A 15,503-nucleotide genomic window follows, 5' to 3' on the forward strand; every position below is an offset into this window, starting at 1 on the left:
AAATTAGGCTCTTAACGAGTAAGAGCCACACTATTATTTAGTCACGGTAAATTTTTGTTAAATCTTGATAATGATCAATTCTACGGTCGCGTAAATACGGCCAGATACGTCTTACGTTCTCGCTGCGTTTTTGATCAAGTTTTACCAGTAATATTTGCTCATTTTGGTTATCAGCCTCTGCCAACATTTCACCTTGAGGGCCTGCAATAAACGAGTTACCCCAAAATTGAATACCGTCACTTTGACCGCTCGGGTCGCGCTCAAGGCCAACACGGTTACAACTAATCACCGGAACGCCATTAGCAACCGCATGCGCTCGCTGTGAAATAACCCAAGCATCTTTTTGGCGGGTTTGCTCGTCTTTATCATCGCGAGGGTCCCAGCCAATGGCTGTTGGGTAAATTAAAAGCTCAGCACCGGCCATTGCCATTAAGCGCGCGGCTTCAGGAAACCATTGATCCCAACATACCAGTACACCTAGTTTACCTACAGAGGTTTGAATAGGCTCAAAGCCTAAGTCACCAGGAGTAAAGTAAAACTTTTCATAAAACCCAGGGTCGTCTGGAATATGCATTTTACGGTATTTACCTGCAATGCTGCCGTCTTTTTCAAGCACCACGGCGGTATTGTGGTAAAGGCCCGTAGCACGTTTTTCAAATAATGACGCTACAATCACAATACCGAGCTCTTTGGCGAGTTCACCTAAAATATTACTACTTGGGCCTGGTATTGTTTCGGCCAAATCAAATACATCAACGTCTTCGGTTTGGCAAAAATATAAACTACGGTGTAATTCTTGAAGTACAACAAGTTGCGCTCCTTTACTTGCTGCATCGCGAATGCCCGCAATTGACTTTTCAATATTATGTTCAGCGTTGTCACTGTTACTTTGTTGCACTAAGGCAACTGATAAATGTGCAGGGCTTGTCATTGTGCTGCTCCAGCTAAAAATCCACGGGGTAATTGCATTGTAATGCAGTGAAGACTGCCAAATTGCTCAATAATAGGTAAACAATTTACACCAATAATTGTGTGCTCAGGGTATGCTTTTTGAACTTGCGTTAAAGCGCGTTGGTCGCTTGCATCGTCATAAGTAGGCACTAATACCGTATTATTAATAATTAAGTAATTTGCATAGGTGGCGGGTAGACGCGTATTTTCATCGTCATACACAGCTTTTGGCCACGGTAACTCAATTAGCTTATATGGGGTGTTATCAGCGGTTTTAAAGCTTTTTAGTTGTTTTTCCATGGCATCTAGCGCGCTAAAATGCTCATCGCTTTCATCGTCACATTTTACATACACAAGGGTGTTATTAGGCGCAAAGCGCACTAGCGTATCAATGTGGCTATCGGTGTCGTCACCCGCTAAATAACCATGATCAACCCATAAAAAACGTGTTGCCCCTAAGTGCGCTTTTAAAAGAACTTCTATGTCACTTGGCGTTAAATTAGGGTTACGATTTTTATTCAGTAAACACTCGCTGGTTGTTAGCAATACACCGTGTTCATTTATTTCAATACCACCGCCTTCAAGTACCATATCGAGGGCTTGATACTGGTTGTTTGTACTACTTAGCTGTTTAACTAATATGTGATTTATTTGATTATCAAGGGCACTTTCAAACTTATTACCCCAGCCATTAAAGGTAAAGTCGTAGACTTTTAGTTGCTCTGGCTTTTCTATAGCGCTACACGTAAGCGGTCCATGGTCACGCGCCCACGTATCGTTAGTGGGAGTAACAACAAAATATACACGGGTCTGCTTAATACCAGCATCATTTAGTAATGAGTTTATGTGGGTTTTTAATGCCTCATCATGAGCTACAATCACTAAGGCTTGTTTCGCAGTAATATGTTTTGCAAGTTCAATATAAACGGGTTCAACACGCGCTAAATTATCAGCCCAATCGGTATTTTTGTGTGGCCATGTAAGCATAACTGCATCTTGCTCGGCCCATTCAGGTAAAAGTCTAAAGTTCATGGATTTTTAATACAAATAAAGATGGGGCTAGTTTAGCAGTTCAATTACGGCTAAGTCACTTTTAAATAAGTGTTTGAACTACAATTTAAAGCGGTAAATAAACACTGGTGTTACTCGTTTGGACTCTCTTTCGCTTTTTCAAGTTGCTGACGCTTTTTAAGCTGGCGTGTTTGCGCATGTAAACTGGCTCTAACAACCAGCTCTTGATCACTGTCTCTTATTGATACAAAGAGCAGGGTATATTGGTAATGCTCATTGTCTTGTTTTTCTATAGCAACGACTTCGCTATAACAATACACTGCAGAGGCTTCGTGTTGTAAAAACAGTTTGGTACGAAATTTCTGACCTAATGTGTACAAATGTTCACTGGTAAACTTAATTCCGCCACCGCCATAACTATCGCAATAAATAGAGTTATCTTCAGGTTGTTCAGAAGCTAAAATATGGCTCATGATCAAATCTATTTTGCGCGACTGGGCTTGTAAAAACGTCGTCAGTTCTTGGGCAATATCTCCTAAGTTACGCAAAGGACCCAAGGCGCTTTGATCTAAACTACTGACTTCGTTAGCGAGTTTAAATAAAGGCGGAATGTCTGCGTCTAGTTCAGCCAAGCTTTTTGGTACCACTGCGTCATCTACAGCAAATAGATTGACGCGATTGCTTTCTTCAATTTGAAAGTAAAGCTCAAAATCAGCTAATTTTTGATTATTCATTTGTAACTCCTAACCTCTATCCGTTAATAGTAGCGTTGCGATTAGTAAATTACTACACAACAAACCAATAAAAATAAGCTAAATAACTGTTTGGCTTCACTATAAAAACGCTAGGGGTGCTACTTTTTATACAGCCATAATGATTAAAAGCATAATAAACATTCATACATTTATACTGAGTATGTATGTTAGCAACTAATAAATAACCAATAATTAACAAAATGCCTTGTAATTAACCTTAAAACTCGTAATCTTACGGTAATAATAATAACAAGGGACTACCCACGTGGCTCAAGGACTTAAATTGGCCAGTACTTTCTCAGACATAACTACGCAATTACGGCGCTTTGTGTCTAAAATCGTATTACCTGACGATGTTGATGATATTGTTCAAGAAACCTTTGTTAAAAGCTATGAAGCAGAGCTAAAACAAGATATTCAATACACCCGCAGCTATATGTTAAAAACAGCTAAGCACCTCGCCTTGAATCATATAGCTAAATGGGATAATAAATTTAGTACTCCTTTGAATCACGAAACTGAACTTCCTAAATTGCTCAAATCAATGCAATTAGAAGATGAATACACCTCCAAAGAGCGTTTTTTACTATTTTGTCGAGCTACTGAGCAATTAAGCCCTGTGGTAAGAAAGTGTTTTATATTAAAAAAAGTATATGGGATGAGCCAAAAAGAGATCGCACAGCAAATGCAGCTAAGTCAAAGCACGGTAGAAAAGCACATTGCTAAAGGACTATTAAACACCATGCTGTATATGCGCGAGCAAGCGCAAGATGAGAGTGAGCATGGGCAACAAAGTGCGAGCATTGTGAGGGCAGTAAAATGAATAACATCCATCAATTTACTTCAAAAGAATTAATCTTAGAAAAAGCATCGCTATGGATAAGCGCGATTGATCGTGGCTTAAGTACACAAGAGCAAGAGCAATTTAAACTATGGATGCTACAAAGCACCGCTCATCAAAATGCGGTATATGAGTTAGCGCAACTGTGGGACGACTTAAGTGTGCTTAACGAACTTAGCGTATTGTTTCCTAATAAACACTCAGCTGGCATTAAAACCAAGCCTGCCTATGTATATGGTATTGCAGCAAGTATTATTGCAGCCTTAATGATGTGCAGCTATTTTTTGATAAACATTGATAGCAACTTTAACCAAAATTTAGCTAAAGTAAATTATACAAAAATTTATAAAACAAAGGTTGGCGAGCAAGCAACCTATGTTTTACCAGATGGCACAATAGTTCAGCTTAATACCAATAGTTCATTGGAAGTAGCTTATAGCCAAGGGCGCAGACAGTTATTACTAAGCCGTGGGGAAGGACGTTTTAACGTAGCTAAAGATGCATCACGACCATTTAGTGTGATGGCGGGTGACAAAAGCTTTACCGCACTTGGTACAGTCTTTAATGTGCAGCGCAATACCTCATCAGATCTCGAGTTGGTAGTCACTGAAGGTAAAGTGATGATCACCGATCCCAGTGTTGCTGTTAATGCTGACGATTTTAAAGCTTATCAGCAAGCGAGCAACAGTAACCAAGAAATCCGCAAAATCAATGCCAATATTGTGATATCAGGTGAAAAAGCAGTTATTGAACAAAGCGTTACAAAACCAATCACACAGTTATCGGTTGATGACGTACAACGTGATTTAGCTTGGCAAAATGGCATGTTGATTTTTAATGGTGAACAGTTGGTTGATGCCTTAAACGAGGTTAGCCGTTATACCGCCACGCGGTTTGAATTATCATCTGATGAATTAGCGCGCATTAAAGTGGCTGGCGTCTTTAAAGCAGGTGATGTTGCAGGGCTGTTAGAGAGCTTACAAAATAATTTTTCAATTGAGCATGAACGTTTAGGCGAGCATGTTGTTAGTTTAAAATATCAAAAAAAATCATAGGTAATGGTAATGAAAATCACGCCATTGTTAATCAATGTTACTCATAAGGGTGTAAAAAGTAATTTAAAGATTAAAAAAATGATAAAAACCTATAGAGGATTTTTGTTTGCTAACTGTTTATATAAGTTGCGCAGTAACCATACGTGTTATTTAAGTCCGCTGGGACTCGTTGCACCGCTGTTTTTTAGTATCAGTGTGCACGCGAGTCAAACTGAGGGACAAATGATGCAGTTTGATATAAAAGCGCAACGAGCAGACAAAGCCTTAATAGAATTTGCTAAGCAAACTGAACAAACAGTGGTTTTTTCGTATGAGCTTGCTAAACAGTACGAGGCAAATTCATTATATGGATTTTATTCTCAACTCGATGCGTTAAACGCATTGTTAGCTGAGACTGAGCTCGATGCGGTTGTTGATCAAAATGGTTTACTGAGTATTAAACTCAAACAAATCAATAGGAAAGATAACAACATGATGAAGCTTTCAGGAGTTAGTGCTGCCGTATTACCTGCTTTACTTGCAGTTAATTCACAAGGAATAAATGCCGCTGAACAAAGCGCAGAACAAAACATCGAAAAAATTGCTATTGTAGGTAGTCGTGTCGCAGGACGTTCAGTTGAAGACTTACCTGTCCCCGTTGATATTTTAAGTGCAGAAGCACTCGAAAACACCGGCCAAACAGAAGTTGGCCGCATGCTTCAAGCTATCGCACCTTCTTTTAACTTTTCAAGTTCATCTATTAGTGATGGTACTGATGCATTAAGACCTGCAACGTTACGTGGCCTTGGCCCGGATCAAACATTGGTATTGATCAATGGCAAGCGTCGTCACCAAGCAAGTATTATTCACATTAATACTTCTGTTGGTCGTGGTACTGCGGGTACTGACATGAATGCGATTCCAGCCTCAGCAATTAAACGTATTGAAGTGCTTCGCGATGGCGCTGCAGCTCAATATGGTTCGGATGCAATTGCCGGTGTTATTAATATCGTGCTAAAAGATGGCAGCGAAGGTGGTAAAGCGGCCGTTAACTACGGTGAGTATTCAGAAGGTGATGGCGAAACCGTTAATATCGACTTTAATAAAGGCTTTGCTTTAGGTGATAACGGTTATTTAAATACAACTATTAACTACCGTGATCGTGCACCAACTAACCGTGCGGGCCTTCATGGCTCATGCCAGTTCTATGGCTGTACTGAACTTTCTGATGGCACCTTGCTTGCAGGTGATCCACGCGAATTAACCGCGCCACGTGATACATTCAGAATTGGTGATGCTGATTCACAACAATTTGGTTTAACAGTTAACACCGGCTACGAATTAGGAGCGGGTGAACTATACGGTTTTATTACCTATTCAACTCGTGATAACGAATCAGCGGCATTTTTCCGTCATAATGCCAATGCAGGTGGTAATCCGGTACTTCAAGATGGCGATGCAACTATCCCAGCTGGCTTCTTACCTAAAATAAATACCACGATTGATGATATTTCCTATAACTTTGGTTATAAAACTGAATTTGATAACGACTCAAGCTTAGATTTATCGTACACCTATGGTGAAAACAGTATTGACTACACAACCAGCGATACTATTAACGGCTCTTACGCGAATTTTTTACGTTATGATCAAGGCCTAAGTGCAGCAGATATTCGCGCCACGATTCCACGCCAAGGTTATGCTTATGGCATGGAGCTATCATTGCAAACGATCAATCTTGATTTTACTCAAAATTTTGATGATTACTCATTGGCAATGGGTGCTGAAATTCGTACCGATGAGTACCGAATTTTAGAGGGTAGTGAATATGCATATCGCGATTACGATACCAACAATGGTGTTAATATTTACGATGGACTAAGCAGTGGTATTGGCAGCGAAAACGCATCCGGTGGCACACAAGGCTTTGGTGGTTCATCGCCAGCGTCGTCGGTTGATGAGTCGCGTGATGTGATCTCGTTTTACTTAGACGCTGAAGCTTACGTTATTGAAGATGTAATTATCTCAGGGGCGTTACGTTACGACAATTACAAAGGGTTTGGCGATACAGTTAACTTTAAACTAGCCGGTAACTGGTCAGTAACTGAAGATATTTCACTTCGTGGTGCGCTAAGCTCAGGCTTTAGAGCACCTTCAATGCAGCAGTTGTATTTTAACAACATCAGCACACAGTTTGTTGTAGGTCCTAATGGTAATTTAGTGGCTGAAGAAGTGGGGACCTTTAGAAACGATTCAACCCTTGCGCAAAGTTTAGGTATTCCTAAGCTCACAGAAGAGAAATCTCAAAACCGCAGTTTAGGTATCGTTTATAACGTAAGCGATAATATTAATGTAACCCTAGATTACTACTCAATTGATATTGACGACCGTATTGTAATTAGTAATCGCTTAGGTAAAGGCTTATCAAGCAGTCTTGATGCTGCGTTATTAAGTTCAGGTGCGGGTGCAGGGCAGTTTTTCTTAAATGGCGCTGATACTGAGACACAAGGTATCGACTTTGTGGCTACATGGAATACAGAAGGCCTTGGTGGCACGCTTGATTTTACTTTAGCGGCTAACTTTACAGAAACTGATGTCGTGTCGTTATTTACCCCTGCAGGTTCTGGTCTTGAAACCGTGCCAGTCGATGATGTGTTTTCTGATCAAGAAATTTCTATTATTGAAGAATGGCAACCAGAAGATCGAATTAACTTAAGTGCACTTTATCGTCGCGACGACTGGACCGTAAACCTATCGCTTAATCGCTTTGGTGAATACACAGTGGAAGATGGCGGCCGCCAGACTTATGGTGCTGAAATTTTAACTGACATCAAAGTAAATTACTTTGTGACTGACGATTTATCAGTAAATATTGGCGCAAATAACTTATTTGATGTTTACCCAGATGAAAACACCATAGGTAATTCACGTTCAGGCACAATTGTAGACGCTCAAGGTAACACCATTGTCAGCAGCGATGGTGTATTTAAGTACTCACGTCGTTCAGCGCCATTTGGTTTCAACGGTGCTTACTACTACGTAGGTGCAGAGTACCGCTTTTAATTAATAACTCTCCTATTGTTATTTAACAACCAAAGGGCCGTCAGGCCCTTTTATCGTTTTTAAACTTAATGTTTTTGCATTTTACTCATTTCAGCATGGCAGCTCTGCATAGTAAGTAATACTTTTGATAACGCTGCTTCACAATCATGAGACTGAGGCTTTTTCAACGCTACTTTTATTTCTTCTAAGGTTTTATCTTCTACTTCCTCAAGCTCTTTAACGTAGGTTTGATCGTTATCGTTAGCAAATTTACTAATCAAAGTAGTAAATGCACGGCGTGCTTCTACAACAAACGACGAGCCATCTTCGCGCTCACCTTGTTGATTAATTGCGTAAGGTTGTAAACTCTCCACACTGACTTTACGAGCGTCAATCATACGTTGGAATAGGGCTCCTATAGCGGGGTCTTGTACTTTATCTTGTGCTGTTTGGTAAAAGTCGATGCCGCTATTCATTACTTGGATAATGTCGGTAATATGATTAATTTCTTGTCCTTGATGGGTGCTCATAATAATGACCTCTGTTAATTTAAAATACAGTCATTACTAAGCAAGCGCTATTCCAAGTAGGTTTTGTTTTTTAAGCTTTTGTATTTTATGGTTTTTAATTTTTTTTAATAGTTTGGTAGGCTTGCTAACTAAGCGTTAGCAAGCAAATTTTACATTAAGGTATGTAAGAAGGTTATTTTAGCTCATCCGCTACTTCAGCTACTTTTTGGCGTAACCAAATATGACTAGCGTCTCTGTGTAATAAAGGACTCCATATCATATCAAGTTCAAATGGCGGGATAGGAAAGGGTGGCTCCAGTATTTTAAGCCCAGGATCGTCTAAATAAATATTGGCCGCTTTTGAGGGCAAAGTCGCAACTAAATTTTTCTCTTTGGCTAAGTGAACAGCCACATGATAGTTACGAGTAAAAGTGGCAATATTACGGTGTTTACCAAAATGCGCCAGTGCCTCATCAACCCAGCCCAGCTTCTGCACATCTTTAGGGTCCATCCCCACACCAACACCAAAGCCTGTTTTACTTACCCAAATATGGCGAGCTTTTAAATAGCTGTCTAGGCTAAAGTTTTCAATAATGGGGTTATCTGATTTTACTAAACAACAAAAGCTGTCTTTCCAAATACGTTTATGATGAAACGACTGTGGTAAATTTTCAAAGCGGTTAATCGCCATATCAACTTTACCGTTTTCAACATCGTGAAAGGTAACATCACTAGGAGTTAAAATATCTAAGGTGGTGTCGGGCGCTTCTTCGTGTAGTTTCCCTAATAAACGCGGTGCCATGGTACTGGCCGCGTAATCACTGGCCATGATCCTAAACACTCGCTTACTTTGTTTAGCCTCAAACTCACGGTTAGGTGCCAGCGTTTCTTCAAGGGTCATCAAAATTCCACGAATCACAGGCTGCAACTCAATAGCACGCTCAGTCGGTACCATACCATCGCTGGTACGCACTAAAATAGGATCATTAAAAAGGTTACGTAGGCGTTTAAGTCCGTTACTCATTGCCGGTTGAGTAATGCTAAGCTGGTTTGCAGCACGAGTAACATTACATTCGCGCAGTAACGTATCGAGGTAAACCAGTAAATTTAAATCTATTTTACTTATATTCATTGTGTGTCCTTAACGTTTACCAATAATGGATAAAACGCTGTGCTGTAGGATAGGGATAAATATGACTCACCTTTCCATTTTTTATATTTTGTTGTGCTTGTTTCCAAAAGTTAACATCAAGTAATTCAGGGTGCGTGCTAGTTAAAAATTGTTTATATGTTGGATTAGGCATTACAAAGGTACATAGCTGCTCTGGAAATACATCCTGAGGAGCAACCGAGTAACTTTGTTCGTCCATTAAATAATCGTCATAACTTTTTGCTTTAGGTAGCGCTCTAAAGTTCATGTCTGTTAAATATTGCACTTCATCGTAATCATAAAAAATAATCCGTTTGTGCTTACTTACACCAAAGTTCTTTAACAGCATATCGCCAGGGAAAATATTCACGGCAATCATTTCTTTAAGCGCCTGCCCATACTCTTCAATGGCATCGGCGGCACTTTTTTCGTCTGCATTTTCTAAAAACAGATTAAGCGGTGTCATGCGTCTTTCAATATATAAATGTTTTATAATTAACCAGTCACCTTCAATAACCATTGATGATCCAATGGTTTTATGTAACTGCGCTAACAAGTTACTATCAAAACGCGCTAAAGGAAATACGACGTTTGAATACTCTATAGTGTCGGCCATTCGCCCTACACGGTCGTGGCTTTTAACCAATTGATAGCGTTTTAATACGGTATCGCGACCAAATGGCTTACTTTCACCAAATTTATCTTTGATGACTTTAAATACATAACCAAATGAGGGCAGAGTAAATACCATCATCACCATACCAGGGGTGCCAGGTGCAATGGTAAATTCGTCATTAGAATGGGTTAAATGATTCAAAAACTCACGGTAAAACTCAGTTTTTCCTTGTTTATGAAAACCAATCGCATTGTAAAGCTCGGCTAAGGTTTTATTCGGCATCAGTTGGTTTAAAAACCGCACTAACGCGGAAGGGGCGTGAGTTTCTACCATAAAGTAGGCTCGTGCAAAGCCAAAAATAACCCGCATTTGCGACGACTTAGTCAGCAGGGCATCAAGATATAACCCCTGGTCTTCATGGTGAAGTACCGCAATGATAAAAGGTTGAACGCCACTTTGCGATACAACACGCCCTACAATATACGCGGCTTTATTGCGGTAGAACGGCGTGTGTAATATATCAAAACGCATTTGCCAATGCTGGTGGTGAGTATCGGGGGCCTGCTTATAAAACGCTTTAACTAATAAACGAATATCGCGCTCAAGATTGACAAAATCGGCTTTAAAATCAAAGTGGTTAATGATTCGTTTAATGGTTGGTTTTAAACCGTCCACTACAGGGAAGTAGCTTCTGTATTCAGCTTCTACAGGCACTGAAGGCGCATCTTTGAGTGTTGCTTCAACAAAAATAAAATCGTTATGGAAATAGCGGCGGTGGTACAGGCGGCAAAATACGGAGTTATAAAATGTCTCAGCAAGCTCAGCTTGCGGATGAAAACATAAAAAATGCTGGTAAATTTTCTTTACTTCAAGCCATAAGCTTTCGTTTAGCTGGTCTGTTTGCTGGCGTTCACGTAAGGTTTTTGTGGTTTCGTTAACCCGATCATCGTAATAACTAATACGCAAGCGGCTAATATCATTAATTGCTTGCCAATCTCTTTTAGCAAACGCATAGGGCGCTTTTGCTGTTGTTCTTTGAAACAGCAAGTAATGTTTTTTAAATCCGGTTAAAATTAATTCAGCAATTTGGCGTGGTTGCATCAGTACTCCTTAATTGACGCCTTTAGGTGTTTAGCAAAGTGCAGGTGGATACCATTTAAATTGTAAAAGGTGGTTAAAAGAAGTTGCACCACTAAACACGCATTAGAGTTCGAACTCTACGGTTGTTAAGGGTATGTTATTTTATGTTTAAAACCAAGCTAATTAAGATGATATTTATTTAAGTTAATTAGTGGCTGATTGGTAGGCATCAATCTTTTTTTGTAATTTTTTAATTCGCTTTTCAATCAACTTTTTATCTTTTTTATATTGCTTATCTAAGCTTTTTTGTGTCTTTTTAATATCTTTACTAATTCGTTTTTTGTCTTCCGCACTCAATATATGATTTAAGCGCTGTTGTTGCTTAAAATCAGCTCTGTCTTTTTCTCGTGTAAGAATGGCGAGTTTATGCTGGTTACTGCGCAGCTCTGCCTCTAAGTTGGTAATTATGGTGTCGCGTTCAAGTTCGTTTAACTGCTGGGTGTAGTTTATTTCTTCACCTGTCTGTTTAGGCTCAGTGGAAGTTATTTTATGCATGGTTGCATTGTTACTACAGGGAAATTGTGAAAATGTCGTTCCTTTTGGAGTAACGCATTTGTAGTAGGTGGTTTGAGCTAATGCGAAAGGGCTAAAACAAAAAAGGCAGACAATAATGATCAGATTAATAACGTTGAACATAATGATTATCCTTTGCATATTCTGATCGAGTTAATAATTTTTAATGCTAAAAACTATAACCTAGCTTGGGGGGATAGCAAGTGCAAAGGAATAAAAATAGAAAATCAAGCGAGCCAGTGCTAATAACCCGCTTGAACTATCAGGTGCTATTGAGAAAAAGTTTTGAGCTTTTTAATACTGTGTACTAAAAACGGAATATCAAGTCCTTGTTCAATTGAAAACCCTTCAGCTGCGGAAATATTTCTAAAATTTCCGTCACGATCAATTAGCGTAATTCTATCTTTTTTATAAGCTATCACGACACCTTGTGAGTAATTAACGCCAATGTTATTACTTTTACTGTATAAGTTTTTACCTAACATTGTCTGCTCTGCAAGGGCATTACAGTTTAAATATTGGCCAAGGGCAGTAGCAATAATATCACTCGGCTGAATTAAGCCGTTCACTTTAGAAATAAACTTATCTGAGCTATATAGCGTTGACGTAGTCACTATTTCATTACTGTTTTGCGACACACTAAATGCAAAAAACTCAGTAGCATCATCGCGTACAGTCGCGCTTTCATTTGCTTTGATAACCCTGATTGTACTGTCTTTGTGTGCTTGCTCGTTAATAAAGCTCAGCTCATCAATACCGTATACTTCTACACTTCGACGTTGGCTTTGCCAAACGGGTAACGTTTGTTGCTCAATAATGTCGGTTTTATAAAATGCAGGCAGGCCGTACACTAAACCAAATAGCATGTCACTATGATCTGTGGGTTGTAAAAATTGCTGATTTTTATAAATGCCTTGGTTGCTGGCAACAAATTTTGCTAACTGTTCGTCATTATCAAACACTAAAATATCTACTTTAGCTGCGTTGTAATCTTCACATTTTGCTAGTGGGGTAGGTATTTGGTAATTAATACCTTGGTTATTAATTTTAACATTATGCGCTTGTTCGTAGCTTTCAACATCTAACAAGTCGTTTTTGGCGAGTAAACTTTTGGCTGTAGTTGGGTACGAAAGCGGTAATACGTTGTCTTGCTTGGTGATATCAAATTTTAAATTTGCATCTGCCCAAATGTGAATGCTGTGGCTTAATGCAAAACAAATCACTAAAAAAGAACCAGCATAACGGGCAAATTTAAATTGTTTTAAACGCCCTAAATGGTGCCAAGTAAAGTTACTAACCGTAAGCTGAAAGCCTAAAATAAGTAACACAATACTGCCAGCAAGCAAGGTAGTGAGCGCAGGTGAAGTGGTTAAGCGGTGCCACAGCAACGAAATAATTTCAGGCAGTGCTGAGGCATTTAAGTGATAGCCCAAGTTAAAATACACATAAGCGTCCAAAGTAAGTATTGAAGCACCTATTGTTGCTATCACTGCTGCCATACCGCGAATATGCTGTGGATAGGGAAACACTAAACTTAAAGGAAAAACCGTCAGCACAAACGCTAAAAATGCAATAAAGCTGGTGTGGCTTAGCCACGTAACCACCATATAAGTGATACCTATATAAGTGGTGGGCGGTGAGTCGGCAAATAAATAGCTTAAGCTAATTAAAAGCGCTAAACCAATATTGGCAAATGTAAACCAATGGCCCCAACTTAATAATTGACTTGCTTTCGATGAAAACTGGTTATGCTGCGATAAATTCATAGAGTTTATTTAACCGACTGAGCGAGTGCTTTTGCAAAGTTCTCAGTAACAGCTTGTCTTTTCCCTGTTGGTACATGCTCTTTTAAGATATGCGTGATAGAATTTCCTAAACACATAAGACTTAAATCAACCGGCGCATTGTGTTTTGATAAAACATCAATAAGCTGATCGACGATTTGTTCTACTTCTTCATTAGAGTATTTTGATAAGATTGGCATCAGTTGGTTCAATAAAAATAGTTATATTCCCGTATTTTAACACCAGAGGCGTGAAAAACAAAGATGGCAATAGATGTTAAAAAATTAGTCGTGCACTATGTAGACAAAAAAGATGACGACACCCAAATTCACCTTCGCAACGATGAAATGATGATCAACGACAAAGTCGCTGTATTCATTGAGCAATTACACCATGCCTACAATGGCAAACCGGGCAAAGGTTTTTGTGCTTTTAGTGACGAAAAAAACAGTATTGTTGCCTCTACTATGCAAAGCTACCGCAATAATGAGCTTGGCTTTTGGCATATGACCGAGCAAGCATCAACGGTATTAAAAGAAGAGTTAGATAAATACGCTTTTAATGAGACTGGCTATTTAGTATTTTGTCATTATCAGTACGTGGCTACTGATTATATGTTGATTGCCATGATCAACATTAAAGAACACTACTCAATGACTTCAGAGCTTGATTTAGCCGCATCGCGCCATTTAGATATTTCGCGTATGCAATTGGCTGCCCGCATCGATTTAACCGCATGGGATACCCAAGCAGACGATAATCGTTATATTTCATTTATTAAAGGCCGTGCAGGGCGAAAAGTAGCTGACTTTTTCTTAGATTTCTTAGGCTGTGAAGAGGGTATTGACCCTAAGCAACAAAGCCAAGTGATGCTAAGCGCGGTAGAAGACTACTTATCAGAGCAGCAATTCGATAAGTCTGAAAAAGACGATTTACGTAAGCAAGTATTTGATTATTGTAACGACTGTGTCACCACAGGCGAAGAGGCTAATGTAAGTGAGCTTTCAGCAACGCTGACCAAAGGCGATGACAATCCGTTTGAGAGCTTTTGTAAAGAGCAAAGCTATGACTTAGAAGAGTCGTTCCCAGTCGATAAGAAAACAGTAACGAGTATGGTTAAGTTTTCAGGCTTAGGTGGCGGTGTAAGCATTAGCTTTGAGCGTAAACATTTAGGTGAGCGTGTCACGTATAATGAAGCGACAGATACACTAGTTATAAAAGGCATTCCGCCAAATCTAAAAGATCAGCTACAGCGTTTTATGGAACAAGAGCAAGATTAAACTTCGTTAAACACTGTTTGATTAAACCAAAAGCACGATATTAATGCCGTGCTTTTTTGTGTCTAAAGTAGAGTTTAGAGCTTTCTAATAAGCGGGTATTTACCTTGGTTTTTTAATTCAAACGCGGGGTGAACCCGCTGCTACAAGGTTTAGATGTAGCAGCGACTTTATGTCGCGTCATTAAAGATAGTTTTGGCGGGCAACGAGCTACAGGTTTGGGGAACAGGCTCGAAGCACGATCCCCTCAGCCCGTAAATTTGTGAATGCTTTTCTTAAAGATCTTATTGCACTGAGAGAAGAGAATAAGGAGTAAATGAGAAGATAAAACAAGTGCTAGGGATTAGGCTCGTAACCCGGTACCCGCAGCTCCTCGACCCCGTTTGCCAGTTATATAAATTACAATCAATAAAAAACCGCGTTAAAATCAATTAACGCGGCTTTTTTATGCTTTGAGCTAAACTTAGTGCTTATTCAGCATTAAGTGTTTTAGTCATTGCTGAGCTTGCACGACCGGCAGGTTTTACCGAGCCAGGGCGAAGGCCGCTGTCAGGGATTAACTCGCGTTTGTCATGTGCCATTGCAACCGATGTATGCTTGGTTTCGCTATCAGCTACAGGTGTTGGCTGTGCCATTGGCGCACTTGCATGTCCAGCTGTAATCACTGTTTTAGCGTTTACCTTACTAGAACTCGCTTGTGAAACAGTTTTAGGTTGGCTTGTAACCACTGGTGCTTCTTTCGCTTCTACAGGTGTTTCAGTAGCACTAACCGGTGCGGTTTCAGCTTCAACAGCAACTTCTTCAGTTTTTACTGGTTCTTCAGCTTGTACTGGTTCTTCAGTTTTTACTGGTTCTTCAGCTTTCACTGGCTCTTCAGTTT

13 protein-coding genes and 1 pseudogene are annotated in these 15,503 nt (G+C 39.6%); 4 read left to right on the forward strand and 10 right to left on the reverse strand.

Annotation, left to right across the window (positions count from 1 at the left end; all coding sequences use genetic code 11):
• Positions 1-37: 37 nt before the first annotated feature.
• The 3 genes from P20439_RS15435 to P20439_RS15445 form a co-directional block, all read right to left on the reverse strand.
• Positions 38-931, reverse strand: a complete 894-nt coding sequence (locus P20439_RS15435; RefSeq protein WP_008468179.1) for a carbon-nitrogen hydrolase — start codon at positions 929-931, stop codon at positions 38-40.
• Complete coding sequence (locus tag P20439_RS15440; RefSeq protein ID WP_008468181.1) at positions 928-1,983, reverse strand: agmatine/peptidylarginine deiminase; 1,056 nt, start codon at positions 1,981-1,983, stop codon at positions 928-930. Before P20439_RS15440 ends, P20439_RS15435 begins: the two co-directional genes overlap by 4 nt.
• Positions 1,984-2,093: 110 nt before the next feature.
• On the reverse strand, positions 2,094-2,696 hold the full coding sequence (locus P20439_RS15445; RefSeq protein WP_008468182.1) for a PilZ domain-containing protein: 603 nt from the start codon (positions 2,694-2,696) through the stop codon (positions 2,094-2,096).
• 286 nt (positions 2,697-2,982) lie between these two features.
• Between P20439_RS15445 and P20439_RS15450 the strand changes: the two genes are divergently transcribed.
• From P20439_RS15450 to P20439_RS15460, 3 genes are read left to right on the forward strand one after another with little or no spacing between them, the layout of a single operon-like run.
• Positions 2,983-3,540: an RNA polymerase sigma factor gene (locus P20439_RS15450; RefSeq protein ID WP_008468183.1), complete on the forward strand. Its 558-nt coding sequence runs from the start codon at positions 2,983-2,985 to the stop codon at positions 3,538-3,540.
• Positions 3,537-4,613, forward strand: a complete 1,077-nt coding sequence (locus tag P20439_RS15455; protein WP_008468184.1) for a FecR family protein — start codon at positions 3,537-3,539, stop codon at positions 4,611-4,613. The genes P20439_RS15450 and P20439_RS15455 overlap by 4 nt, the downstream gene beginning before the upstream one ends.
• A gap of 9 nt (positions 4,614-4,622) precedes the next feature.
• The gene (locus P20439_RS15460) at positions 4,623-7,655 is read left to right on the forward strand and encodes a TonB-dependent siderophore receptor (RefSeq protein WP_008468185.1); all 3,033 of its coding nucleotides are present in this window, start codon (positions 4,623-4,625) and stop codon (positions 7,653-7,655) included.
• Between the two features lie 65 nt (positions 7,656-7,720).
• On the opposite strand, the gene P20439_RS15465 is transcribed toward P20439_RS15460, so the two are convergent.
• The 6 genes from P20439_RS15465 to P20439_RS15490 all read right to left on the reverse strand — a co-directional run bounded on the left by P20439_RS15465 (position 7,721) and on the right by P20439_RS15490 (position 13,546).
• Positions 7,721-8,164 (reverse strand): PA2169 family four-helix-bundle protein, encoded by a 444-nt coding sequence (locus P20439_RS15465; RefSeq protein ID WP_008468186.1) that lies wholly within the window; start codon positions 8,162-8,164, stop codon positions 7,721-7,723.
• A gap of 172 nt (positions 8,165-8,336) precedes the next feature.
• Positions 8,337-9,275, reverse strand: coding sequence for a LysR family transcriptional regulator (locus P20439_RS15470; protein ID WP_008468187.1), 939 nt, complete (start codon positions 9,273-9,275; stop codon positions 8,337-8,339).
• 16 nt (positions 9,276-9,291) lie between these two features.
• Positions 9,292-11,010 carry a bifunctional isocitrate dehydrogenase kinase/phosphatase gene (aceK, locus tag P20439_RS15475; RefSeq protein ID WP_008109841.1) on the reverse strand — a complete coding sequence of 573 codons (1,719 nt, stop codon included), beginning with the start codon at positions 11,008-11,010 and terminating at the stop codon, positions 9,292-9,294.
• A 183-nt stretch (positions 11,011-11,193) separates the two neighbouring features.
• Positions 11,194-11,685 carry a DUF4124 domain-containing protein gene (locus tag P20439_RS15480; protein WP_036934386.1) on the reverse strand — a complete coding sequence of 164 codons (492 nt, stop codon included), beginning with the start codon at positions 11,683-11,685 and terminating at the stop codon, positions 11,194-11,196.
• 146 nt (positions 11,686-11,831) lie between these two features.
• Positions 11,832-13,328 (reverse strand): DUF3413 domain-containing protein, encoded by a 1,497-nt coding sequence (locus tag P20439_RS15485; protein ID WP_008109846.1) that lies wholly within the window; start codon positions 13,326-13,328, stop codon positions 11,832-11,834.
• A 5-nt stretch (positions 13,329-13,333) separates the two neighbouring features.
• Entirely contained in the window at positions 13,334-13,546 is a 213-nt protein-coding gene (locus P20439_RS15490) for a DUF1414 domain-containing protein (RefSeq protein WP_008109847.1), read from the reverse strand.
• Positions 13,547-13,609: 63 nt separating this feature from the next.
• Between P20439_RS15490 and yejK the strand changes: the two genes are divergently transcribed.
• Positions 13,610-14,626: a nucleoid-associated protein YejK gene (gene yejK, locus P20439_RS15495; protein ID WP_008109849.1), complete on the forward strand. Its 1,017-nt coding sequence runs from the start codon at positions 13,610-13,612 to the stop codon at positions 14,624-14,626.
• 467 nt (positions 14,627-15,093) lie between these two features.
• Here yejK and P20439_RS15500 read toward each other — a convergent pair.
• Positions 15,094-15,503 (reverse strand): annotated as a pseudogene (locus tag P20439_RS15500) (ribonuclease E); the annotation flags it as partial.

This window comes from Pseudoalteromonas sp. BSi20439 (assembly GCF_000241165.1).
In the GTDB taxonomy this organism is placed as follows: domain Bacteria; phylum Pseudomonadota; class Gammaproteobacteria; order Enterobacterales; family Alteromonadaceae; genus Pseudoalteromonas.